This window comes from Aeromonas sp. 84A, assembly GCF_051919345.1.
GTDB classification, from domain to species: domain Bacteria; phylum Pseudomonadota; class Gammaproteobacteria; order Enterobacterales; family Aeromonadaceae; genus Aeromonas; species Aeromonas veronii.
This window is the reverse complement of sequence record NZ_JBQBEW010000001.1, coordinates 857,444-880,083: the sequence shown is the minus strand read 5'-3', so window position 1 is coordinate 880,083 and position 22,640 is coordinate 857,444. Positions and strand designations below refer to the sequence as shown.

Annotated in this window: 21 protein-coding genes and 1 pseudogene; 12 read left to right on the top strand and 10 right to left on the bottom strand. The window is 57.3% G+C overall.

Annotated elements, in window-relative coordinates; translation table 11 throughout:
• Positions 1-108: 108 nt before the first annotated feature.
• The 8 genes from uvrA to ACTG20_RS04165 all read right to left on the bottom strand — a co-directional run bounded on the left by uvrA (position 109) and on the right by ACTG20_RS04165 (position 7,798).
• On the bottom strand, positions 109-2,937 hold the full coding sequence (gene uvrA / locus ACTG20_RS04200) for an excinuclease ABC subunit UvrA (protein ID WP_439987478.1): 2,829 nt from the start codon (positions 2,935-2,937) through the stop codon (positions 109-111).
• 89 nt (positions 2,938-3,026) lie between these two features.
• Positions 3,027-3,329 (bottom strand): curli-like amyloid fiber formation chaperone CsgH, encoded by a 303-nt coding sequence (csgH, locus tag ACTG20_RS04195; RefSeq protein ID WP_162504353.1) that lies wholly within the window; start codon positions 3,327-3,329, stop codon positions 3,027-3,029.
• Between the two features lie 98 nt (positions 3,330-3,427).
• Complete coding sequence (locus tag ACTG20_RS04190; RefSeq protein ID WP_052200093.1) at positions 3,428-4,705, bottom strand: hypothetical protein; 1,278 nt, start codon at positions 4,703-4,705, stop codon at positions 3,428-3,430.
• Positions 4,706-4,739: 34 nt separating this feature from the next.
• A complete protein-coding gene (locus ACTG20_RS04185) occupies positions 4,740-5,261 on the bottom strand; it encodes a curlin (protein ID WP_047440183.1) in 522 nt (173 codons plus the stop codon).
• Positions 5,262-5,447: 186 nt separating this feature from the next.
• Entirely contained in the window at positions 5,448-6,287 is an 840-nt protein-coding gene (locus tag ACTG20_RS04180) for a CsgG/HfaB family protein (RefSeq protein WP_158113822.1), read from the bottom strand.
• 7 nt (positions 6,288-6,294) lie between these two features.
• Positions 6,295-6,696: a curli assembly protein CsgF gene (locus tag ACTG20_RS04175; protein ID WP_019445195.1), complete on the bottom strand. Its 402-nt coding sequence runs from the start codon at positions 6,694-6,696 to the stop codon at positions 6,295-6,297.
• 11 nt (positions 6,697-6,707) lie between these two features.
• Positions 6,708-7,151, bottom strand: coding sequence for a curli production assembly/transport protein CsgE (locus ACTG20_RS04170; protein ID WP_100652617.1), 444 nt, complete (start codon positions 7,149-7,151; stop codon positions 6,708-6,710).
• Positions 7,151-7,798, bottom strand: coding sequence for a LuxR C-terminal-related transcriptional regulator (locus ACTG20_RS04165; RefSeq protein ID WP_042080923.1), 648 nt, complete (start codon positions 7,796-7,798; stop codon positions 7,151-7,153). Before ACTG20_RS04165 ends, ACTG20_RS04170 begins: the two co-directional genes overlap by 1 nt.
• Positions 7,799-8,224: 426 nt before the next feature.
• On the opposite strand from ACTG20_RS04165, the gene ACTG20_RS04160 reads away from it, so the two are divergent.
• Both ACTG20_RS04160 and ACTG20_RS04155 read left to right on the top strand, forming a co-directional pair.
• Positions 8,225-8,812 (top strand): single-stranded DNA-binding protein, encoded by a 588-nt coding sequence (locus ACTG20_RS04160; RefSeq protein WP_047440186.1) that lies wholly within the window; start codon positions 8,225-8,227, stop codon positions 8,810-8,812.
• Between the two features lie 136 nt (positions 8,813-8,948).
• Entirely contained in the window at positions 8,949-9,692 is a 744-nt protein-coding gene (locus ACTG20_RS04155) for a substrate-binding periplasmic protein (RefSeq protein ID WP_196783488.1), read from the top strand.
• Positions 9,693-9,764: 72 nt separating this feature from the next.
• On the opposite strand, the gene ACTG20_RS04150 is transcribed toward ACTG20_RS04155, so the two are convergent.
• A complete protein-coding gene (locus ACTG20_RS04150) occupies positions 9,765-9,890 on the bottom strand; it encodes a hypothetical protein (protein ID WP_019445191.1) in 126 nt (41 codons plus the stop codon).
• Positions 9,891-10,351: 461 nt separating this feature from the next.
• On the opposite strand from ACTG20_RS04150, the gene ACTG20_RS04145 reads away from it, so the two are divergent.
• The 8 genes and pseudogenes from ACTG20_RS04145 to ACTG20_RS04110 all read left to right on the top strand — a co-directional run bounded on the left by ACTG20_RS04145 (position 10,352) and on the right by ACTG20_RS04110 (position 18,042).
• Positions 10,352-11,254, top strand: a complete 903-nt coding sequence (locus tag ACTG20_RS04145) for a cation diffusion facilitator family transporter (protein ID WP_194495554.1) — start codon at positions 10,352-10,354, stop codon at positions 11,252-11,254.
• A gap of 146 nt (positions 11,255-11,400) precedes the next feature.
• Positions 11,401-11,685 (top strand): DUF3811 domain-containing protein, encoded by a 285-nt coding sequence (gene yjbD / locus ACTG20_RS04140; RefSeq protein ID WP_005340165.1) that lies wholly within the window; start codon positions 11,401-11,403, stop codon positions 11,683-11,685.
• 611 nt (positions 11,686-12,296) lie between these two features.
• Entirely contained in the window at positions 12,297-12,506 is a 210-nt protein-coding gene (gene cspE / locus ACTG20_RS04135; RefSeq protein ID WP_167334831.1) for a transcription antiterminator/RNA stability regulator CspE, read from the top strand.
• A 305-nt stretch (positions 12,507-12,811) separates the two neighbouring features.
• Positions 12,812-14,158: pseudogene (locus ACTG20_RS04130) on the top strand (NCS2 family permease); the annotation flags it as partial.
• Between the two features lie 249 nt (positions 14,159-14,407).
• Complete coding sequence (dhaK, locus tag ACTG20_RS04125; protein WP_194495556.1) at positions 14,408-15,478, top strand: dihydroxyacetone kinase subunit DhaK; 1,071 nt, start codon at positions 14,408-14,410, stop codon at positions 15,476-15,478.
• Positions 15,479-15,487: 9 nt separating this feature from the next.
• Positions 15,488-16,117 (top strand): dihydroxyacetone kinase subunit DhaL, encoded by a 630-nt coding sequence (gene dhaL, locus ACTG20_RS04120; RefSeq protein ID WP_194495557.1) that lies wholly within the window; start codon positions 15,488-15,490, stop codon positions 16,115-16,117.
• A 1-nt stretch (position 16,118) separates the two neighbouring features.
• Positions 16,119-16,835 (top strand): dihydroxyacetone kinase phosphoryl donor subunit DhaM, encoded by a 717-nt coding sequence (gene dhaM / locus ACTG20_RS04115; RefSeq protein WP_194495558.1) that lies wholly within the window; start codon positions 16,119-16,121, stop codon positions 16,833-16,835.
• A 124-nt stretch (positions 16,836-16,959) separates the two neighbouring features.
• Positions 16,960-18,042 carry a glycerol dehydrogenase gene (locus ACTG20_RS04110; RefSeq protein WP_194495559.1) on the top strand — a complete coding sequence of 361 codons (1,083 nt, stop codon included), beginning with the start codon at positions 16,960-16,962 and terminating at the stop codon, positions 18,040-18,042.
• A 94-nt stretch (positions 18,043-18,136) separates the two neighbouring features.
• On the opposite strand, the gene dhaR is transcribed toward ACTG20_RS04110, so the two are convergent.
• Positions 18,137-20,038, bottom strand: a complete 1,902-nt coding sequence (gene dhaR, locus ACTG20_RS04105; protein ID WP_194495560.1) for a dihydroxyacetone kinase operon transcriptional regulator DhaR — start codon at positions 20,036-20,038, stop codon at positions 18,137-18,139.
• A gap of 478 nt (positions 20,039-20,516) precedes the next feature.
• On the opposite strand from dhaR, the gene ACTG20_RS04100 reads away from it, so the two are divergent.
• Together ACTG20_RS04100 and ACTG20_RS04095 are read left to right on the top strand one after the other, a co-directional pair.
• Entirely contained in the window at positions 20,517-21,404 is an 888-nt protein-coding gene (locus tag ACTG20_RS04100; protein WP_194495561.1) for a bacteriophage abortive infection AbiH family protein, read from the top strand.
• Positions 21,405-21,535: 131 nt separating this feature from the next.
• Positions 21,536-22,474 (top strand): hypothetical protein, encoded by a 939-nt coding sequence (locus ACTG20_RS04095; protein WP_194495562.1) that lies wholly within the window; start codon positions 21,536-21,538, stop codon positions 22,472-22,474.
• Positions 22,475-22,640: the final 166 nt, after the last annotated feature.

The following is a 22,640-nucleotide window of genomic DNA, read 5'->3' as shown; positions in this document are numbered from 1 at the left end:
CATTACCATGATGCTGAGATGCCAAGCCTGCCCACACTTGACGAGCTTCCCCCTATGCTCCCGATTTTTATAACAAAAAGGGGCCAAAGGCCCCTCGATTATAACGGCTTATCGCGCCAATAGTGGCCGCAAAAAACGAGCTGTATGAGACTCTTTATTGGTGCAAATCTCTTCCGGCGTCCCCGTCACCAGAATGCGGCCACCACCGGCGCCTCCCTCCGGTCCCAAATCGACGATCCAGTCGGCAGTTTTTACCACATCAAGATTGTGCTCGATGATGACGATGGTGTTGCCGCGATCCCGCAACTGGTGCAGTACCTTGAGCAGTTGCTGGATGTCGTGGAAGTGCAGCCCTGTGGTCGGCTCATCCAGAATGTAGAGAGTCTGACCGGTGTCCCGCTTGGAGAGCTCCCGCGCCAGCTTGACCCGCTGCGCCTCGCCGCCCGACAGCGTGGTGGCCGACTGGCCGAGACGGATATAGGAGAGGCCCACGTCCATCAGGGTCTGCAGCTTGCGCGCCACCGCCGGCACAGGATCGAAGAACTCGCGGGCATCTTCCACCGTCATCTCGAGGATTTCGTGGATGTTCTTGCCCTTGTACTTCACCTCCAGGGTCTCGCGGTTATAGCGCTTGCCCTTGCAGACGTCGCACGGCACGTAGACATCGGGCAGAAAGTGCATCTCCACCTTGATGACCCCATCCCCCTGGCACGCCTCGCAGCGCCCCCCCTTCACGTTGAAGGAGAAGCGGCCCGGCTGGTAGCCGCGCGAGCGCGCCTCCTGGGTGCCGGAGAGCAGCTCGCGGATCGGGGTAAACAGGCCAGTGTAGGTGGCCGGGTTGGAGCGCGGCGTGCGGCCGATGGGGCTCTGGTCGATATCCACTACCTTGTCCAGATGCTCCAGCCCCTCGACGCTGCGATAGGGTGCCGGGGTGGATTCAGTGGCCTTGTTCAGCTCGCAGTGAGCAATGCGGAACAGGGTGTCGTTGATCAGGGTCGACTTGCCGGAGCCGGAGACGCCAGTCACGCAGGTCATCACCCCGATGGGCAGATCAAGATTGACGTTGCGCAGGTTGTTGCCGCTTGCCCCCTTGAGTTTCAACCACTTGCCGGTGAGCGGCGTGCGCTCGGCCGGAATGGCGATCTGCTTGCGACCGGAGAGGTAGTCACCGGTCAGCGATTCCGGATTGTCGATGATCTGCTGGGGGGTGCCCTGCGCAACAATTTCGCCGCCATGCACACCCGCCCCCGGGCCGATATCGAGCACATGGTCGGCGAGGCGGATGGCATCCTCGTCGTGCTCCACCACGATCACCGTGTTGCCAAGATCACGCAGGTGAGTGAGGGTCTTGAGCAACCGCTCGTTGTCACGCTGGTGCAGGCCGATGGAGGGCTCGTCCAGCACATACATGACACCTACCAAACCTGCACCGATCTGGCTGGCCAGCCGGATCCGCTGCGCTTCACCGCCGGAGAGGGTCTCGGCGCTGCGCGACAGGCTCAGGTAGTTGAGGCCGACGTTAACCAGGAAGCCAAGCCGCTCGACGATCTCTTTCAAGATCTTCTCGGCGATCTGGGCGCGCTGACCGGTCAGGTTCAGCCCCTCGAAGAAGGCCAGTGCATCGCCGATGGACTGCTCGGCGATGGCCGGCAGGTTGCGGTTGTCGACGAAGACGTGGCGCGCCTCCTCCCGCAGTCGGCTGCCACCGCAGCTGGTACAGGATTTGTTGGCGATGTATTTGGAGAGCTCTTCACGAACCGAGTTGGACTCGGTCTCCCGGTAGCGCCGCTCCATGTTGTGCAGGATCCCCTCGAACGGGTGCTTGCGCACCACCACGTCGCCGCGATCGTTCATGTAGCGGAACTCGATCTCGGTGCGACCCGAGCCACGCAGGATCACCTCCTGGGTCTTGACCGGCAGATCTTCCCACGGCGTCTCCAGATCGAACTTGTAGTGCTCGGAGAGGGATTTGAGCATCTGGAAGTAGTAGAAGCTGCGCTTGTCCCAGCCACGGATGGCGCCGTTGGCCAGACTGATGGCCGGATCGCCGATCACTTTGGCCGGATCGAAATATTGCTGTACGCCGAGGCCGTCACAAGTTGGGCAAGCGCCGGCCGGGTTGTTGAAGGAGAAGATGCGCGGCTCCAGCTCCGACATGGAGTAGCCGCACTCCGGGCAGGCGAAGTTGGCGGAGAAGGTCATGGGAGCAACCCCCTCCTCGCCATCCATCGGCACCACCAGCACGATGCCGCCGGAAAGGGTCAGCGCAGTCTCGAACGACTCGGCCAAACGCAAGGCAAGGTCATCGCGCACCTTGAAGCGGTCCACCACCACCTCGATGGTGTGCTTCTTGTGCAGCTCCAGCGTAGGCGGATCGGAGAGATCGCACACCTCGCCGTCGATGCGGGCACGGATGTAGCCTTGGGCCGCCAGATTCTCCAGCAGCTTGGTGTGTTCCCCCTTGCGATCGCGCACCACCGGGGCCAGCAGCATCAGCTTGCTTCCCTCCGGCTGAGCCAGCACCTGATCCACCATCTGGCTGATGGTCTGGGCGGCGAGCGGGATGGCGTGAGTCGGGCAGCGCGGCTCACCAACCCGGGCGAACAGCAGACGCAGGTAGTCGTAGATTTCGGTAATGGTGCCGACGGTCGAGCGCGGGTTGTGGGAGGTGGACTTCTGCTCGATGGAAATAGCGGGCGAGAGCCCCTCGATATGGTCAACGTCCGGCTTCTCCATCAGGGAGAGGAACTGGCGGGCATAGGCGGAGAGGGACTCCACATAACGGCGCTGCCCCTCGGCATAGAGGGTATCGAACGCCAGAGAGGATTTGCCCGAACCGGAGAGGCCGGTGACCACGATCAGCTTGTCGCGGGGCAGGGTCAGATTGATGTTCTTGAGGTTGTGGGTGCGAGCACCCCGGACCACGATCTTTTCCATCTTGTTGCACGCTCGATACAGAAACCTGAGCGAGTCAGTATGGCATAGAGACTACTGGATGAATAGACAGCTTTTAAGCGAACACACAATCACACAGGGCACGTCAGCGACTCGCTTTTTTGCAACAACCGTTGCCCGTTTTGCCAAACCTCAGCCGTTATCTCGACCTGATAGGGGCAACGCAACGACAAGGTGGCATTGCCGGCATCGCGCATTTGCCCGGCTGCCAGTGACAGGGTTCGACGTTGGCTCTGGGTGCTGCTGCCCCCCGCCCCCTTGCTGCGCACCAGCAACCTGAAGCTCACCGTCACATCGTGATCGCTGAGCAGCGTCGGAGCCAGTGAGACCCCCTGAGCGTGTTGAGTCACATTGAGGTTAAGGGCCATGTCCATTTGATGATCCTCGCAAACGGCATCTGAAGCTCCACACATCAGCCCAGCGACCCACAATAATAAAAAAAGGGCCCGCAGGCCCTTGGTTAACATCATGGTTACTGACCCTGAGTGACCAGGATCTGGTTACCTGTTCCGCTCGAGTTGGCAAACGCGTAGTTACCGCTGTCGCTCTGGGTCACAGTGACAGTGTTATTGGTGCCACCGCCAGATGCATACGCTGCATTGTCGAGCCCGGTTTGGGTCACGGTCACCTCGTTACCTTGGCCAACGGCTCCAGTAACGGCAAAGTGTCTATCGCCGGTCTGGCTGACCGTGGCGATGTTATCGTCTCCACCAGAGGTAACGCCAGATGCAAAGTTGCCATCGCCCTCCTGGGTCAGGGTCACCGAGGAGTTGCTCCCATACTGACCAGCATAGGCAACGTTATCATCGCCGGTCTGGGCCACCTCGGTGGTGTTGCCGCTCCCGTCTTGATAAGTGTCTGCGTAGTTGCGGTTACCGGTTTGGGCCACCGTTGCTGTCTCGCTGGTTCCTGCCTGATAACCAACAGCCCGGTTACCCTGATTATCGGCCGAACCTCGCTGGGTCAGGGTATACTGCCCGCGCTCAGCCACCTGCGTGACCTCCGCTACGTTATTTTGGTCGAACTGAAGGACTAAAGCCGTATTGAGTTCGCCGCGCTGCACTACGCTGGCGCTGGTGCCCTCGGCGGCGGCAAGTCCATAATTTCCGGTATTCTGATAAACGGTGGCGGTTTGACCTGCCCCCTCCTGAGTGACCTCGGCATTGGCGCCATCCGAAGCGCTTTGGAAGACTGTGGCGGTATGCCCACCATCCCCCTGCTGGGTAACGGTTGCCTCGGCAAAGTCTGACCAATAGTTGTCAATGGTGGCCGTGTTACCATTTGAAAGCTGGTTAATCACCGAGCTGGCTTGATCGGCATCGTTCTGTCCGATAGTGGCACTGTTGTCGTTGGCATCGCTGCCGGCAGCCCCTTGGTTAATTGTGGCGGTAGCGCTGCCATTGTCGATCTGCTGGGTAACACTTGCCCTGTTCCCGCTTCCGTTGGTGTCAATGGTTGCAGTGGAGAGATTGGTATTTCCCGATTGCAGCACTTCGCCGCTATTGCTAGTGCCGACCTGGCTGGTATTGGCTACCGAGCTACCGGTATTTTCCTGGGTGGTCAACGCTTCGTTGTTTTCACCTTCTTGATAGATATCAGCCCGGTTATCCACACTAGACACCACTTGGTTAACGGTTGCCTTGTTGGTATCGCCAAACTGCGTGACATAAGCGTCGTTGCCAGTAGATGCCGCCCAAGCGGTGCTGGTCGCCAGAAGAACTGCCGAGGCAATGATGGTACGTTTAAACATGATTTCCCTCTCGTGCTAATGGTTGAGCCTAGGCTCAGTTGGTTTGAACGACATTTACTTGCTGATTGGCGCCCGTCTGAATAACGGTTGCCGCCAATCCGTTACCGTTTTGCTCGATGCTGGCCTGATTGCCATCACCCAGCTGGATCGCCCGGGCCTGATTGTCTACCCCTTGCTGACTGATCCAGGCTTCATTGCCGCTACCTTGTTGCAGCAGCCAAATCCGGTTATTGATGCCCGCCTGATAGAGCTCGGCACTATTGCCCTCGCCCAGCTGCGCGCCATTGACCCAGTTCTCATCTCCTACCTGGGAGAGCGCCAACTCATTGGCCCAACCCTGTTGCAGCAGGCGCGCCTGATTCAGCTCCCCTTGCTGGGTGAGGTGCAACTGCTGCTCGCTACCGAGTTGCCACAACAGCGCCTGGTTTCCATCGTTCTGCAGACCGGAATCCAGCTCGCTTGCCATCGCCAGCTCGTCGAAGGCAGAAGGCTCTGCGGCGAGTTGCGGGGCACCCGACATCAGCAGAAAAAAGAGAGCACTCAACAGGTGTTTCATCGCGCCATCGCTTTGTTGGAAAACGCCCACAGTATCCCTGTCAGACCAGAGGCGGCCTATCAGGCACTCCGCTGATTCGAGGATGAAAAGCGCCGTCCTGTCGCTGAGCAGAAAGTCTTAAGTCGTATTCGATGGAGGCCAAAAAAATGCCCTCCACCTGGGAGGGCATTGCGCGAGCGGGAAAACTCAAAGCAGCGGAGCATTGTCTTGCAGGTACTCCTGCAGGATCGGATTGTCGATATCCCGCTGGTCGGCCAGTTGCCACAGATTGTCCCGCACACCATTGGCTATCAGCCGGATCACCCCTGACTCGATAGCCGACATGACACACATCTGTACCGGCTCATTGGTGCTGAAACCGGCCTCGGCTTCCAGCAGGCGCTTGTACTCGACGAAACGGAATACCCCGGCCTGCACCTGTTGCGACAGTACAGTCTTGGAGGTGGTGACACTGTTCAGGATCCGGCCTGAACGGATATCGACGGCGCGCAGATTGACCGTCACCTGATCGACCCGGTACTCCCCGCTGGCGCCGATGCCAAAATACTTGGCCCCCGCCCCACCGGTTCGCACATTGCTGTCATAGGCGACGATCCCCCCCTCGATCAGGATGTTGGCAGCGACCAGCGAGGGCAGTTGATTGGCATTGTTGCCGGGAACGTTGGGCTTGTTCTGGGCCGCCCGCACAATCTTGCGCTCGGTCAGCAGGTTCTGCAGCCCTTCCCGCTCCAGCGGTACAAACCATTGAGAATCCCACAAAGCCGTGCTCAGCATGGCCACCCCGCCCTGAGTGACCGCCGTGGAAAAGTTGGACGCCGGTGCAGGCAGGTACTGACCGGTCTGATCACGAAAATCGTAGACGGCCGCGACAATTTTCCCTTTTGGCTTGGGCAGACTGATCAGCTCCTTGTAAGAGACGGATCGCGGCATCAGGGTTGCCTTCTCATCGGCAACGGGCGAGCCGATATGGGTCGCACAGCCAGCCAACACAAGCAGGGGCACTATCAATAACAGTTGTCGTTTCATCGTGCCCTCAGTCGGCAATCAGGCCATTCACTTCGATCATGGTGGTCTGGTTGGTCACCCGGTCGGTGATCGAAACCACCAGGGTGCCATCTTCATCCACCACATTGATGGCAAAATCATCAGTCACCAGACTGCCGCTCTGGCTGCCATCCTTGCCGATATCAGCCAACAGCTGGCTGATCAGGCGGGATTGCAGGTTGGAGGTCAGGCGATCCAGCGCCGAGGTGCCGCTGCTACCGCTGCCACTGGCGGGATCCTTGTAATCATTCTGCGCATTGGCGGTGCCAAGCAGATGACTGCTGTTGAGAGGGTTACCCCCAAAGCTGGGGTTGACGGGGCGATAGACAAGCTCCGACGCATGGAGCGTTGGCGCTATCAGGGCTGCAACTAGCCATAACCGGGCACGCATGAGAAATATCCTTATAGTTCATCATGTTCCAAATCGAAGGTATCCATGAACAGGGTCGCTATCTTCTGCTGTTCGAGGGTCTGCCTGACCTGTGACCAAGCCAGTTTGGCGCTCTGCTCCTGCTGATTGCGGCCGGGAGAGAGCGCGGTTTTAAAAATCACCTTCCGGTTATGGGTGATCCAGATCAGGCTGCCCCAGCGAGCTGTCGGGCGCTCATGAATCGTCAGATTTTCTCTGGCATCCGGGTCTTCATCACTGCGCAACCGGGTAAATTCGTTATAAAAGCCCTGACCGAAACGGGTAAAAGTGCGATCCAGCACCAGACCATCCACATCCAGCCGATCACTCTCCTGCTCCGGCTGCACCGACTCCAGCGGTGCATCAGCCTCGCCCGCCACAACGCTCGTGCAGCCCCAGAGCAGCGCGAGGCAACACGCCACAGAGAGCGCTTTCATCAGTGAGAGTCCGGAGCATCGAGATACTCTTTGGCCCAGCTCACCGCCTGGATCCGGTTCTTCACATTCAGCTTTTTAAAGACGTTATAGAGGTGGGATTTGACGGTGTGCTCGCTGACAAACAGGCTGTCGGCGATCTCGACATTGGAGGCGCCCGTCATCAGATAACGGATGATCTCCTGCTCTCTGGCTGTCAACAGGGTGTCGTTACGCAGCAGGTAGCTATTGCCCTGGCGATAGTATTCGACCAGCTCGCACAGCAGGTGGCGCGGCATCCAGTACTCGCCCAGCAGGATTTTCTGCAACCCGGCAACCAGCCGGTCGAGCGGATCCTGACGGAAAAACAGACCGCAGATCTGCGGCCACATCAGCAGCAGGTCGCGATCCGTCGCAGTGGGAGCATTGAGCAGCACGGTGGTCGCCATGCCAAAGCGTTCGGAGATCGCCCGGTTCCAGCCCAGTGACTGGCCAGAGCGGATATAGTCGAGATCGATGAGAAACAGCGTGCCGTCACACTGGTTATCTAGCTGATTAATCTCGTGGATTAGCTGGACGGGACGGCTCAAATGAGAGATGAGGTATGCAGCAAATGTGCTGGCCTGCACATTATTTTCAGTGACCAGTGCGATCGGGCATGCGGCTTTCATTGTGTGCTCTTCCTTGAACCTGTAAACCACCTAATCTGGCCGACTGAGTCTACCAAGGAGGTATGGGAGCACAATATTAAAAAAGTATGAGAATGGATCTCATAAATATCGTAACCATATGTTTTTAGTCGATTTAAAAACCTACGCCAATTCGCCAATCGGCCAGCATAACAGGAATATATGGCAGAAATGTGATGCCGGACGCGCCGGAAACAGCTGCAACCCGACCATCACTACAGCAGGAGCCAACAGTTACCTTTGGCACATCAAGCAGGTTAAGGATGCTGCCAATCCGCTTCGCAACTGTTACTATGACCATCACATGCGTCTGCGGGACATTGCGCCCCGCACACAGCAACTAATCAGGTATCTAGTCGTGTTGGACCAGGTTTCGACCTGTCCGGTAAATAAGGTGGAAGAGAGATTATGGCCAGTCGAGGCATCAATAAAGTCATTCTGATCGGTAACCTCGGGCAAGACCCGGAAGTACGCTACATGCCGAGTGGCGGTGCTGTGACCAACATTACTCTGGCTACCTCTGAAACCTGGCGCGACAAGCAGACCGGTGAGCAGAAAGAGCGTACCGAATGGCACCGCGTCGTCTTCATGGGCAAGTTGGCCGAAGTGGCTGGCGAGTACCTGAAGAAGGGCTCCCAGGTCTATGTGGAAGGCAAACTGCAAACCCGCAAATGGCAGGATCAGAGCGGCCAGGAGCGCTACACCACTGAAGTGCTGGTCGACAGCTTCACTGGCGTGATGCAGATGCTGGGTGGCCGTCCGCAAGGCGGTCAGGGCATGGGCCAGAACATGGGCGGCCAATCCCAAGGTAACTGGGGTCAGCCGCAGCAGAGCATGCCTGCCCAGCAGCCGATGAATCAGCAGCGCTCGGCACCGGCTCCGCAGCAGAACATGCAGCCGCAAGGCGGTTATGGCCGTCCTGCCCAGCAGCCGCAATCTGCGCCGCCGGTATATAACGAGCCGCCGATGGATTTCGACGACGATATCCCGTTCTAAGAACAGAATATTGAAAAGGCCCTGATAACTCAGGGTCTTTTTTTATGCACTCAGCCCCGAAAGGGATAAGACGTTTTATGGCTGCCTCCCCTACAGTGATGGATATTCTCCACAGGAGCGCTTTGTGAAAAGTGCAATGAAACTGCTCACCCCTTTATTGCTAATGCTGACCAGCATGCTCTCCGGCCAGTTGCAGGCAACGCCACTCAAGGTCGGGGTCAGCTTTGCCATCCCCCCTTATGTCATCGAAAGTAATCAGCGTGGCATTGAGCTGGATCTGCTGAAAGAGGCGTTCACTGGCAGCGGCTATGAGCCCAGCTTTGAATTTCTGCCGCTGGAGCGCACCTTCCGCCTGTTCGAGTCAGGAAAGCTGGATGCCATCATCAACGTCAGACCCGGTATGGTTGATCCTCACGTTCTGACCCAGCCCGTTATCACCTTCCATAACCGGATCTTCACCCTGCGCAGCAGCCACATCAGCACTCTGGACGACCTGCATTCAAAACGGGTCACCGCCTTTCAACGGGCAAGGATCATTCTGGGGGGCGCGTTCGCCACCATGGCCAACCAGAATCCCCACTATGAGGAGGTAGCCAAGCAGCAGGTGCAGGTACATCAGCTGATGCGCGGCAGGGTGGATGCAGTCGTACTGGAGGAGCGGGTGTTCTACTACTACCTCGACCAGCTGATTGTCACCGCCCAGGCAGGCGAGCACTACGAGCGCAATCAGGTCAGGCAAGCAGACCTCTTCCCGCCCACCGTCTATCACTTTGCCTTCCGAACGGCCGATGCCCGCAATCTGTTTGATAAGCGCCTTGAGGCGATGCGTCAGGATGGTCGTTATCACCAGATTTTCGCGGCTTACGGCGCCACACCGTGAGCCACAAACATAAAAGCCAGCCGGTTAGGGCTGGCTTTGTACTGGCTCCGAAGGAACAGCAGTAGGGGAGCGTTACTTCATTGCGCTGCCGTTTTTCAGTTCTGCTTTCTGACGTTTGGCTTCGCGTTTCTCTTTCAGTGACATCTGCGGTTTTTTCTTGGCATCTTTGCCGTTGTGATGTTCTTTGTTACTCATCATCAAACTCCAAAAATGTTACCCAGACAGTTGGTTCCTCATGGGAGCCAGCATGCCATCCGAATCATCAACTTCAGTACGCTTGGTGGGATGGTGCAAGACCATCACCAGGCCCAGCATACCCTCCAGCGGCATCCGGATCCAGCCTCATTCTCGTCCAAAAAATGTCGCGCACAGCCCCTTGAGCGGGGAGGCCAAACAACCTCGACAGGAAAGACCAAAAAAGAGTAATTCGCATTATTAAATGTTGTCACGCTTATATTAATCCATCGTAGGCTAGATATTTTCACGGATAAATATAAATCCCTCTCATTATTTATTGCCGTTCAAGAGGCCACCATTTTAATAAGCATTCGCAATATCACCGGAAACATCAGGTTACAACACCGAATAGGTTATTTCCGGTCAGACGGATATAATGCGCGCCGCACCGAAATATCCGTTTTTATTCAGGAAGCTGTGACATGAACAGAAAAACCAGAGCCGCCATGGTGTCGGTCTGCTCCAATATCAGTCTGATCATCATGAAAATGGTGGCCGGTTTCGCCAGCGGCTCGGTCAGTATCATCTCGGAGGCGATCCACTCCGCCATGGATCTGGTGGCGGCCCTGATCGCTCTGTTCGCGGTGAAAAAGTCCGACCTCCCGCCCGATGAACGCCACCCCTATGGTCACGACAAGATTGAAAATGTCTCCGGCGTCATCGAAGCACTGCTTATCTTGCTGGCTGCGGGCTGGATCATCTTCGAAGCCGTCGACAAGCTGATCACCCCCAGCCCGATTGAAAGCATTGGCTGGGGCGTGCTGGTGATGGTGATCTCGGCGCTGGTCAACAGCGGTGTCTCGGCCTACCTCTACAAGGTGGCCCGAGAGGAGGAGTCGGTCGCGCTGGCTGCCGATGCGCTTCATCTCAAGGCGGATGTGCTCACCTCCGTCGGGGTCGCCGTCGGTCTTGGCGGGATCTGGCTGGCCGGTCTGTTCGGCCATTCACTCGCCATCCTCGACCCGCTGGTCGCCATTGCGGTCGCCATCTTTATTGTCAGAGAGGCCATCAGCATGCTCAACGAGGCCTTCCAGCCGCTGATCGACCAGAGTATGAGCCCGGAAGAGCTGGCGATGACCAGCCGCATCATCACCGAATGCTGCCCTGCCGCCAGCGGTTTTCACGATCTGCGCAGCCGTCGTGCCGGTCGTCGTCGCCATATCGACTTCCACCTCACCCTGCCCCCGGAGATGAGCATCGGCGAAGCCCACGATATCTGTGATCGCATCGAACACGCCATCATGGCGCAACTGCCCCACGCCATCGTGCTGATCCACGTCGAGCCGGAGGAACAAGAGCTACCCTCACCGCTCACCATAAATTGAAATGTGGCAAACAGGCGGGAAAGTGGCAGCGAAATAACGGAAAGTTGGCACAAACCCGCATTTTTACTGCCGGAAAGCCGATTGCATAAGAAGTGATCGGCACAACTGTGTTAGGGTGTCTAACCACCCTGCCGCAGGAGCGCGCCGTGAAAAAGCTGGAAATGAAAGATCTGACCGAGGCCGAAAAAGCCGAGATAGCCTTGTTATTGCAAAAGGCACAAGCCAATGCAGACCACCAGCTGACCAACGGAGAGCGGAACAAGATCCGCGAAGAGGGTCGCCTGAAAATTGTGGCGGACCGCGCCGAAGCAGCCAAGGCTGCCTCCAAGCTGGCTCGCGAGAAAGCCAAAGAGCGCGCCAAGAACCAGGTACTGCCGGAAACCTTCAGCTGGATTGATTCGGTCAGCAACAAGTTTCGCAGCAAGCGCTGATCCCTTCTTGCAAAACGCCCGCTGGCACTTGGTGCCAGCGGGCGTTTGCATGTCTGGGCGATGCTCGATGCGCCAGATTTGGCGCTGCCATTGATTTGCCGCTCAGAAGCTAATCGCAGCAGCTAATCGCAGCAGCTAAGAAGTGATTTACATTGTGAGTTAGAGAGAACGACAACTGACAATCCCCATCTATCGCCAGCTTTTCATTTTTTCTCATATTTTTTGCCAGAACTGGCTACATAGTCAGGACAAAAAAGCCGAATCTGGCTTGCCACAGGGTGATATGAGTCTACACTGATTTTTCTATGCCGTTGAAATGCATCATGTTTACTATAAAAAATGATATTTTTGGCTGTTACAAAACATTAATATCGAGATAAAGTTTGCTTTAAAAATGAGAGCGTGTTTTAATCGCTCTCGATAGTTCGGCAGTTCAGACCTGATTATGTTAGGTAGTCATTTTAGTAAAGCAGTGATTAGCATAAGCGTTATCCTCGGATAGTTCTTATCAAATAATTCTCCTTCTTTAGTGCTCCCCATACGTATTGCTGACGAAAAATCAAATTTGCCATCTGATGGCATTTCTAACACTAAATTAAAGAGAAATTATTATGTCTAAAGTGACTGGTACCGTTAAGTTCTTCAACTCCGAAAAAGGTTTTGGCTTCATCTCCCCGGTTGACGGCAGCAAAGACGTGTTCGTTCACTTCTCCGCCATCCAGACCCCTGGCTTCAAAACCTTGGACGAAGGTCAGCGTGTTGAGTTCACCATTGAGCAAGGCCAGAAAGGCCCGGCTGCTGCCAACGTAATTGCTCTGTAATTACAGCTGAAGCATGCTGCAGATGGCTGACGCCAACGGTTGACAGCTCTGCAAAAATTAAAAAAAACCCGCTTCGGCGGGTTTTTTGTTGTTCCCCGCTTTTTCCTCACTGATCTCCCCTCCCCCGACCGCTTGATCCCTCCCTTACACGCTCTCACCGCTTGAGTCTTAGAATGAGCTCCGAATGGACTCAAAATGTAAAATAGTGACGAAAAAGTCAGGTTATCCGCTGTATTTGCCGCGAATTCTTGCTATTTTGCGCGCCACCAACGCAAACGATTTCCTTCACACTTTCAGGATTAGTTATGGCAAAGCAAGATATGGCCGCCCAAACAGGGACAGGCGGCTTTCTGGACTCTTATTTTTCCATTTCTGCGCGCGGCAGCAGCGTGCGTCAGGAGCTGGTCGCGGGGCTGACCACCTTCCTGGCTATGGTCTACAGCATCATAGTGGTGCCGAACATGCTGGGCGCAGCCGGCTTTGAGCAGGGCCCGGTGTTTGTGGCCACCTGTTTGATCGCCGCCTTCGGCTCCCTGCTGATGGGCCTGTGGGCCAAGCTGCCGATGGCTATCGGTTGCGCCATCTCTCTCACCGCATTTACCGCATTCAGCTTGGTGCTGGGTCAGGGGCTGAGCATTCCGGTCGCCCTGGGCGCCATCTTCCTGATGGGTGTGCTATTTACCCTGATCAGCGTCACCGGCGTGCGCCAGTGGATCCTGGATAACCTCCCCTCCGGCATCGCTCACGGCACCGGCATCGGTATCGGTCTGTTCCTGCTGCTGATCGCCACCAACGGCGTCGGCATGGTGATTAAGAACGAAGGGGCCGGTCTGCCGGTGCAACTGGGTGAAGTAACCGCCTTCCCGGTCATCATGACGGTGTTGGGTCTGGCTGCCATCTTCGGTCTGGAGCGCCGCAAGGTGCCGGGCGGCATCCTGATGGTGATTATCGCCATCTCCATCCTCGGTCTTATCTTCGACCCGAAAGTGACCTGGCAGGGCTTCTTCGCCATGCCGAGCCTGACCGGTGAGAAGGGCTCTCTAGTGGGCAGCATGGATCTGCTGGGCGCCCTCAATCCGGTGGTCATTCCGACCGTACTGGCGCTGGTGATGACCGCCGTGTTTGACGCCACCGGTACCATCCGTGCCGTGGCCGGACAGGCGGGTCTCATCAACGAACGTGGCCACATCATCAGCGGCGGCAAGGCCCTGACTGCCGACTCCGTCAGCAGCATGGTGGCAGGCGCTGTTGGCGGTGCTCCGGCTGCCGTCTACATCGAATCCGCCGCAGGCACCGCGGCCGGTGGCAAGACCGGTCTGACCGCCGCGCTGGTCGGCGTGCTGTTCCTGCTGATGATCTTCCTCTCCCCGCTGAGCTATCTGGTACCGGCTTACGCCACCGCACCGGCCCTGATGTACGTCGGTCTGCTGATGCTGGGCAACGTCACCAAGCTGGACTTCAGCGACTCGGTCGATGCCCTCTCCGGCATGCTGTGCGCCGTCTTTATCGTGCTCACCTGCAACATCGTGACCGGCATCATGCTGGGCTTCGTGGCGCTGGTCGTTGGCCGCATCTTCGCTGCCGAGTGGAAGAAGCTGAACGTCGGCACCGTCATCATCGCCCTAGCACTGGTGACCTTCTATGCCGGTGGCGGGCCATCTAACCCGTCCGCATATTCCGGTTATAGCGAAGGGCCCTGCGGGGCCCTTTTTCATGGCTGTGAGTCAGCTAACAGTTTCCCGCCCGTTTGCCCAGCACCGTTTCAGATTGAAACACCCATCCCCTTTCTGCTGTTTCAAATCCGAACCAAATCAGCCGTCATTTTTATCCCTTTTTCTGTCGTTAGACTGGCTCCATCAACCATTTGCCCACCCGTGCGGTGGCAAGCCAAGGAGTGAGCCATGAAGAAACTGATCAATGCCGTCGATGCCGTGGTCCGTGAACAACTGATGGGGATGGCAGCCGCCCACCCCGAGCTCAAGGTACGTATCGAACCCCACTACATCACCCGCGCCGACTCCCCCGTGATGGGCAAGGTGGCGCTGGTCTCCGGCGGTGGCAGCGGCCACGAGCCGATGCACGGCGGCCTGGTGGGCAAAGGGATGCTGGATGGCGCCTGCCCCGGCGAGATCTTTACCTCCCCGACGCCGGATCAGATGTACGAGTGCGGTCAGGCCGTTGATGGCGGCGCGGGCGTGCTGTTTCTGGTGAAGAACTACACCGGCGACGTGCTCAACTTCGAGACCGCGGTCGAGCTCCTGCACGGCGACGGCGTAAAAGTGGGCTTCGCCCTGATCGATGACGACGTGGCGGTCAAAGACAGCCTCTACACCGCCGGTCGCCGCGGGGTTGCCACGACCGTGCTCTGCGAGAAGCTGGTCGGTGCCGCAGCCGAGGCGGGCTATGACCTTGCCCGCTGCGAAGCGCTGGCCCGTCGCATCAACAACCAGAGCCGCACCATAGGCGTGGCCATGCATGCCTGCACCGTGCCGGCCGCTGGCAAGCCCTCCTTCACTCTGGCGGACAACGAGCTGGAGTTCGGCGTCGGTATCCACGGCGAACCGGGCATCGAACGTCGCCCCTTCACCGACCTCAATACCCTGGTGGACGACATGTTCAGCGAGCTGGCTGACAACACCCCCTACGGCCGTACCCTGCGCCACTGGGATCGCACCAGCGGCAGCTGGCAGGAGGAGCACACCGTTATCGAACCGCTGAATGCGGGCGATCGGGTTATCGCGCTGGTCAACAGCCTCGGTGGCACCCCCATCTCCGAGCTCTATGGCGTCTATGGTCGCCTCGCTACCCTGTGCGAAGAGGCGGGCATCCATCTGGTGCGCAACCTGATCGGCCCCTACTGCACCTCCCTCGACATGACCGGCATCTCCATCACCCTGCTCAAGGTGGATGATGAGCTGATGACCCTGTGGGATGCCCCCGTTCACACCCCCGCCCTGCGTCGCGGCTGCTAAGGAGACCCCATGTTAAGCAAGCATCACATCGTCAACTGGTTGCTCGACTGCGAGCATATCTTCACCGAGCAGCGCGACTACCTCACCGCGCTGGATACCGACATCGGCGACGGCGACCACGGCCTCAACATGCAGCGCGGCTTCGCCAAGGTGGCCGAGAAGCTGCCCGCAGTGGCGGACAAGGATATCGGTCAGGTGCTGAAAACCACCGGCATGACCTTGCTCTCCTCGGTCGGCGGCGCCAGCGGCCCGCTCTATGGCACCTTCTTTATCCGGGCCGCGGCCAGCACCGACGCCTGCCAGAGCCTGAGCCTCAGTCAGCTGTGCAAAATGCTGAGTGACGGGGTCGAGGGCATTGTTTCTCGCGGCCGTGCCGAGCCGGGAGACAAGACCATGTGCGACGCCTGGTGGCCGGCACTGGCCTCCCTGCAACAGGCGCAGCAGCAAGAGTTGTCGATCAGCGAAGCGCTGGACAAGGCGGTGGCAGCCGCCGCAGCCGGTACCGAGGCGACCATCCAGATGCAGGCCCGCAAGGGGCGCGCCAGCTATCTTGGCGAGCGCAGCATCGGCCATCAGGATGCCGGGGCCACCTCGACCCTGCTGCTGCTGACCGCCCTGCGTGACAGAGCGAGGTTGTGACATGATCGGAATCGTAGTTGTCTCTCACAGCGCCATGCTGGCGGCCGGCTTGAAAGCGCTGGCCGACCAGCTCGGCAGCCCGGCCCGCCTGCTGCTGGCAGCCGGGGTCGATGACCCCGACCACCCAATCGGCACCGACGCCATCGCCGTGATGAGTGCGATTGAAGAAGCGGATGACGGCAGCGGCGTGCTGGTGCTGATGGACTTGGGCAGCGCTCTGCTGAGCGCCGAGACCGCCCTCGAACTGCTGCCCCCCGAGTTAAGCGCGAGGGTGCGGCTCTGCCCGGCCCCGCTGGTCGAAGGTACTCTGGCCGCTGTGGTGGCGGCCGGTTCCGGCCTGACGCTGGACGAGGTGGCCGCCGAGGCGCTCGGCGCGCTGGGCCCGAAACAAGCGATGCTACCTGCCAGCCCAGCGCAGGCCGCCACCGAGACAGCCCCCGTTGCCGACGACGGCTGGCTGCGCTGCGAGGTGGTGGTGGATAACCCCCACGGCCTGCATGTGCGCCCCGCCGCCCGGCTGGTAGCCGCCCTCAAGCCCTTTGCCGCCGAACTCAAGCTGCAAAAGGGGGACAAAGAGGCCAACCCCCGCAGCCTGACCCGGCTCGCCATGCTCAATGTGCGTCAGGGCGACCAACTCACCCTGCTGGCACGCGGGGAGGATGCCAACGCCGCCCTGGCCTGCTTCCGGCAGCTGGCCTTTGATCGCTTCGGCGACTGACGCCACTGTTTCAAGGGCTGCACTCGCTCGCTGAGCCTGTGCAGCACCATTCAAGACGAAGGAGTCCCCGGCACTGCCGCCCCTTCGCCCCGATTCTTAATTCATAAAGAGAGAGGGATAAAATATGGACCGCATTATCATCAGCCCCAGCAAATACGTACAAGGCAACGGGGCCCTCGCCAATATCGGCAACTACGTCAAAGCGCTCGGCAGCAAGCCACTTATTCTGGCCGACGCCTTCGTCACCAAGCTGGTTGGCGATACCGTGGCCACCAGCTTCCACAGCGTGGACATCAAACCGGAGTTCGACTGCTTCAACGGCGAATGCTCCCGCCCCGAGATCGACCGTCTGCTGGCCCGCTGCAACCAGACGCCGTTCGACGTCATCATTGGCATAGGTGGCGGCAAGACGCTGGATACCGCCAAGTCGGTCGCCTTCTACCAGAAGGTGCCGGTGGTCATAGTGCCCACCATCGCCTCCACCGATGCCCCCACCAGCGCGCTGGCGGTCATCTACACCCCGGAAGGGCAGTTCAGCGAATACCTGATGATCCCGACCAACCCCAACATGGTCATCATGGATACCGGCGTGGTCTCCCGCGCTCCGGTGCGGCTCTTGGTCTCCGGCATGGGGGATGCGCTCTCCACCTACTTCGAGGCGCGCGCCAACAAGGTTTCCGGTTGCCAGACCATGGCCGGTGGCGCCTCCACGCTGGCGGCGCAGGCCATCGCCGAGCTCTGCTACAAGACTCTGCTGGCCGATGGCTACAAGGCCAAGCTGGCGGTAGAGCAGGGGCTCTGCACCAAGGCGGTGGAGAACATCATCGAGGCCAACACCTATCTGAGCGGTATCGGCTTCGAGAGCAGCGGGCTGGCCGCCGCCCACGCCATCCACAACGGCCTGACCCAGCTCGCCGAGTGTCACCACCTCTACCACGGTGAGAAAGTGGCGTTCGGTACCCTGGTGCAGCTGGTGCTGGAGAACGCACCGATGGCGGAGATTGAAACCGTGCTGGGCTTCTGCCGCTCGGTGGGCCTGCCGACCAACCTGCATATGATGGGGGTCAAGGAGCTGGATATGGCGCGCCTGATGGAGGTGGCCAAAGCCTCTACCGCCGAGGGCGAGACCATCCACAATATGCCGTTCAAGGTCACCGCCGAGGATGTGCTGGCGGCCATCGTCACCGCCCACCAGCTGGGGCTGTAACCACGCCACCACTGACCTGCCATATAAAAACGGCCCCGCATCTGCGGGGCCTTTTCGTTTTCTACGGGCCGGTTCGCAACGGCCTTAATAACCGTCAGCCGTGATAGTCAGCGGGATCGATCTCGAGCAGTTTGAGCCGCCGCCAGAGGGTGGTGCGACTGATGCCAAGATGCTGGGCCATCTGGCTCACCTGCCCCTTGCAGGCGTGAGCGCAGCGCAAGATGGCTTGCCGCTCCAGCTCCGCCAGGGTGAGCAGCGGTTGCCCCACTACCTCGTCCGCCACCTGCTGATAGCCGTGCCGAATGGCAGCGGGCAGTGCCTCGGGCGGGATCGGCCCCTGACCGACGTGAAGCAGGGCATGCTCGACGGCGCTGCGCAGCTCCCCCAGATTGCCGGGCCAGGGATAGGCCAGCAGACAGTCGAGGGCCGCCGGGCTGAACTGGCGCACCGGCTCGCGCCCCTGCGCCGCCAGCTGCTGGCTGATAAGGCCCGGCAGGTCCGCCGCGCGCTCCCGCAATCCCGGCAGCCACAGCTCGCACGCCTGCAAGGCATAGAGCAACTGGCGGCCAAACAGCCCCTCCTGCACCAACTGCTCCAGCGGAGCGCTGCTGGTGGCGATGATCCGCACCTTGAGCGGCAGGATGCGGGCCGAATCGAAGCGCTGGATGCGGCCAGTCTTGAGCAGTTGCAGCAGCGCTGCCTGCATGGGGGCGGAGAGGCACTCCACCTGCTCCAGCACTAACGTGCCGCCGTGGGCCAGCTCGAACTTGCCAGCCCGCTCCTGCCCCGCCTCGTCGGAACCCATCAGCTCCAGTGCCATCCGCTCGCTCGGCAGCGCCTTGCAGTTGAGGGTAATGAGCGGCCCCGCGGCCCGCTCGCTGCCAAAGTGGATCGCCTCCGCCAGTTGAGCCTTGCCCACCTCCTCCTCGCCACGCAGCAGGATCGGCCCCTGACTTTGGGCCGCCTGCCGGGCATAGCGCAGCAGCTTGCGCATGGCGCTCGATTCCCCCACCAGTGCCGACAACTCGGGCACCGTCTGGCGCAGCTGATGAATCGCCCGCAGCCGATCGACCGGGTGCAGCAGGGCGATAAAGCTGACCCCCTCCGGCCCTGGCAGCGGCTTGAGGCTCACCAGCGCATTGATAAACTCCCCCTCCTGCGCGCCGAGCCGCTCCAGCGTCACCTCCACATGGCTGAGCGGCGTCTGCCCCCTGATGGCCAGCTGCAACCGCTGCGGCAACAACAGGTGCTGTTCAAGCGGCTGGCCGAGACAGAGCGCTGGATCGAGCCGCAGCCGGTGGGCCGCCAGCGCGTTGAGGTAGCGCAGCCGCCCCTGCGGATCCCAGGCCAGCACGCCGTCATCCATGCCATCGAGCAGGGCGTAGAGCTCGCTCAGGTGGTGCTGGGACTCCTGCATCAGGGTCTCCATCTGCAGCAGATGGGCCAGCTCGCGTCCTGCGCTGACGGTGAGCGCCAGATCGCCCGCGCTCGCCTCCTCCACCTTGCAGATCAGAGCGATGATGGCGACCTGACGGCCATTGCTGTTGTAGACCGGGCTGGCGCAGCTGTGCCATGGGTGGAGGGTCTGGTTGAAGTGCTGGGCACCGCTGACGCAGAGCGGCACCCCCTCCAGCGCCGCCAGATTGATGGCATTGGTGCCGATGCGCCCCTCGCTGAAAAAGGCGCCGGGGCCAAACCCCAGCGCCGCCAGCTCGCGCAGGGTGTCGGGGTGGCCGGTCTGGGCCAGCAGGCAGCCGCTCTCGTCGGTGAGCAGCAGGGCGCAGGGGCGCCCCTCCATAAATTCGTAGAGATCTTCGAGGGCCATCTCGCCGGTGGTGAGCAGGTCGCGCTTGCGCTGGCGCAGGCTCTGCAAGGTCTGCCCCTTGGCGCTGTGGGGAGGATGCCAGAGGGTGGCACTGGTCTGGTGGGCGCAGCGCAGCCAGGATGCCTGCAGATAGTCGGGCCAAGCGAGCAGCGGCTGAAGGTCAGATGGCATGGTCACAGCAATATCCGGCAAGATGTGAGCCGACCATTTAACCACGCCAACGCCCCCGATTCAGTGACCTGCCTCAGAGGGTGGCAAGCCCGTCCTCCTCACGGTCAGTTTCACCATCGGCAATTGCTGGGCGAGCCAGTGGCAGAAGGCGCGGCACTCCTTCGATTTTTTGATATATAACCTCCGATCACACTACTGACTTGTTTATGAAGAGGAGACCGGATGGCGCTTTCCATTGCCGCTCCGAAAGTGTATTTTTGCTTGGTGGCAAAAAGTAGAGCCAAAAGAGGATGTTTATCGAGTACGTTCAGCACTATAGGCTGGCCAGTAAAGCTCTGATTTAAAATGATTTTTTCGTGGAATCGATCATGGCAAACCGGAATTATATGGAAGGCTCTATTAACGGATTAGTACCGCCTTCCATCTAATCACTGTTATATGCACGTCAAGATATTACCAATAGTAGATGGAGGTGTAAGTGTCTACTTTATTTATAATAGGAAACGGGTTTGATATCTGGAATCGGTTGCCGACCAGTTATTGGTACTTTCATCAGAAATACAAAGATCGTCTAGATGAACATATTCATTACTTCGATGATTTCTGTGACGTTGACTCTGAGTGGGCTAATTTTGAAGAGTCACTGGGTTCATTTAATCAAGATAAATTTCACGATAATGCTGCAATGCAGCCATCTTTAGAAGAGTTGGGTGACGATCCTAAGTTACTATATGGCTTTGAGGATGAAATCGTGATAAAGAAAGAAGAGCTTGTTGATGACATAACAAGTGCTTTCAATGCTTGGATTCGTTCGGTAAACGTAAATGAAGCGCAAAAGCTAATACACTTCAACCTACCTGCATATTTTGTAAACTTTAACTATACAACTACTTTGCAAGATGTTTATAGCATTCCTGAGCACAATGTACTTCACATACACGGAAAGGTAGGCAGAGAAATAATATTTGGTCATGGTCGCAATCTTATACCACCGGCTATTAACGAGGAACGTGATGAGCCGTGGTTTCACGAATCAGCGAAAGCTGTAGCACAAGTGCACGGTGTTTTTCATAAGCCGGTCGATGAAATTTTAGATCGTCACCGTCAAACTCTTAATAATTATGGTGATATTGAGAATGTTGTAGTGATCGGACATTCAGTTAATGCTATTGACGCGCCATACTTTCAATGTATCTTGGACGCTTACCCTACAGCTAATTGGCAAAATTATAACTATGAAAATCTAGACGATGGCATTGATGAAGTATCGGAAACACACGATAGACTTCTAGCTCTTGGAGTCCCAGCTGATAAGTTGAGTTCATTCTCATCAGATAAATTAAAAGAGCTTTACCCATTGCTATAGTGTGCATATAACAAGGCATTTAAGAGTGATTCCCAACACTTGGCATTTTTCATTCCGTCGTTGGGTTTCATGTTTACGGTGGTATGGTTAAGTATCGTGGTAGCGTTGCTCACACCTTAATGAGGCGTTAAGTGCTAGGAGGTAAAAAGTTGGTTCGTCATGAAATGTGGAGAAATGAATATAGATCTCACAGATATATGGAGTTTTTATCGAAAAGTGAGCTGGAAGACCGGACAAAGCAAATTATTTCCAATATGACAATTCTTTCCGCTGAAGGAAAGATTGGCTTACATGGTACTAACGAACATGGCATATACTGGCTTCAAGTGTGGACTCATGCTTTGGAAGAGTTTTTTATTAGGTACGGACCTTATCCAAATGGTTTTGCAGATGGGTCAATGTCAAATGCAGAAATCGTCAAAGCATCTTTTCCCGAACCTCCAAAAGCAGCAACAGCTTTAGAACAAGCTGGAGGGTTTAGTGAAGGGGCTATTTGTAAGTTTGGTAAGTTTGAACATTTAGATGGGATGTTCAATAAGGGACATATTCGCATTGCCCCAGCTTCATATTATAAAGACCCATCATTAAATAATGCAATCCGCGATGATGAACTATCCTTTGAAGTTCAAACAAGAGCTGATGGGCTAGTTTTTGAGGACGTACAAGGCATTAAAATACCTGCCTTTGGTCAAGTTAAATTTAAATTAGAAAGCAACACAAACTATTACGTTCATTGCTTTGCTTCTAAATATACGTATAGGGAGTATGATGATTTTGATGCTGATTGCTGTATTATCATCGATAAGCCACGGGAACTATTTCAAAAGATGATGAAAGCTGTGAAAAAGGTTAAGCCTCATTTTAAAGGCTTTGCAGCACCAGTAAAATACCTTGATCCATTAAATGTAAGTTCTGATGATGTAAATGTATTTTTAGCTAAGCATTTTAAATATAGCTATCAAAATGAAGTTAGGACTATATGGTTGCCAGAAGAACCTCAAATGCAACTGGAACCTTTCTTCATAAACGTAGGCTCTATGGCTTCGTACGCTCGGATGGTGCGTATTTAACAAACGCTTCAAGAGGGACAGCCAACGCGTGGCATTTTTATTATGCGTTGGTTTTTGTGATTACGGTGTTATGCGGAAGCTTGTTAATAGCGTTGGCTGCCCCTTAAGCGGGTGTTATGTGCTAAGGGTGGAGCATGGCAGTATCGGCTGAAGAAGATATTAACCA

What these genes read in the sequence shown, in the direction of transcription:
- ACTG20_RS04155 (WP_196783488.1), top strand. Translation starts at nt 8,949, where the DNA reads ATGAAACTGCTCACCCCTTTATTGCTAATGCTGACCAGCATGCTCTCC.
- csgH (WP_162504353.1), bottom strand. Translation starts at nt 3,329, where the DNA reads ATGGACATGGCCCTTAACCTCAATGTGACTCAACACGCTCAGGGGGTC.
- ACTG20_RS04165 (WP_042080923.1), bottom strand. Translation starts at nt 7,798, where the DNA reads ATGAAAGCCGCATGCCCGATCGCACTGGTCACTGAAAATAATGTGCAG.
- ACTG20_RS04160 (WP_047440186.1), top strand. Translation starts at nt 8,225, where the DNA reads ATGGCCAGTCGAGGCATCAATAAAGTCATTCTGATCGGTAACCTCGGG.
- cspE (WP_167334831.1), top strand. Translation starts at nt 12,297, where the DNA reads ATGTCTAAAGTGACTGGTACCGTTAAGTTCTTCAACTCCGAAAAAGGT.
- dhaM (WP_194495558.1), top strand. Translation starts at nt 16,119, where the DNA reads ATGATCGGAATCGTAGTTGTCTCTCACAGCGCCATGCTGGCGGCCGGC.
- ACTG20_RS04185 (WP_047440183.1), bottom strand. Translation starts at nt 5,261, where the DNA reads ATGAAACACCTGTTGAGTGCTCTCTTTTTTCTGCTGATGTCGGGTGCC.
- dhaK (WP_194495556.1), top strand. Translation starts at nt 14,408, where the DNA reads ATGAAGAAACTGATCAATGCCGTCGATGCCGTGGTCCGTGAACAACTG.
- ACTG20_RS04190 (WP_052200093.1), bottom strand. Translation starts at nt 4,705, where the DNA reads ATGTTTAAACGTACCATCATTGCCTCGGCAGTTCTTCTGGCGACCAGC.
- ACTG20_RS04150 (WP_019445191.1), bottom strand. Translation starts at nt 9,890, where the DNA reads ATGATGAGTAACAAAGAACATCACAACGGCAAAGATGCCAAGAAAAAA.
- uvrA (WP_439987478.1), bottom strand. Translation starts at nt 2,937, where the DNA reads ATGGAAAAGATCGTGGTCCGGGGTGCTCGCACCCACAACCTCAAGAAC.
- ACTG20_RS04175 (WP_019445195.1), bottom strand. Translation starts at nt 6,696, where the DNA reads ATGCGTGCCCGGTTATGGCTAGTTGCAGCCCTGATAGCGCCAACGCTC.
- ACTG20_RS04170 (WP_100652617.1), bottom strand. Translation starts at nt 7,151, where the DNA reads ATGAAAGCGCTCTCTGTGGCGTGTTGCCTCGCGCTGCTCTGGGGCTGC.
- ACTG20_RS04110 (WP_194495559.1), top strand. Translation starts at nt 16,960, where the DNA reads ATGGACCGCATTATCATCAGCCCCAGCAAATACGTACAAGGCAACGGG.
- ACTG20_RS04145 (WP_194495554.1), top strand. Translation starts at nt 10,352, where the DNA reads ATGAACAGAAAAACCAGAGCCGCCATGGTGTCGGTCTGCTCCAATATC.
- dhaL (WP_194495557.1), top strand. Translation starts at nt 15,488, where the DNA reads ATGTTAAGCAAGCATCACATCGTCAACTGGTTGCTCGACTGCGAGCAT.
- ACTG20_RS04180 (WP_158113822.1), bottom strand. Translation starts at nt 6,287, where the DNA reads ATGAAACGACAACTGTTATTGATAGTGCCCCTGCTTGTGTTGGCTGGC.
- dhaR (WP_194495560.1), bottom strand. Translation starts at nt 20,038, where the DNA reads ATGCCATCTGACCTTCAGCCGCTGCTCGCTTGGCCCGACTATCTGCAG.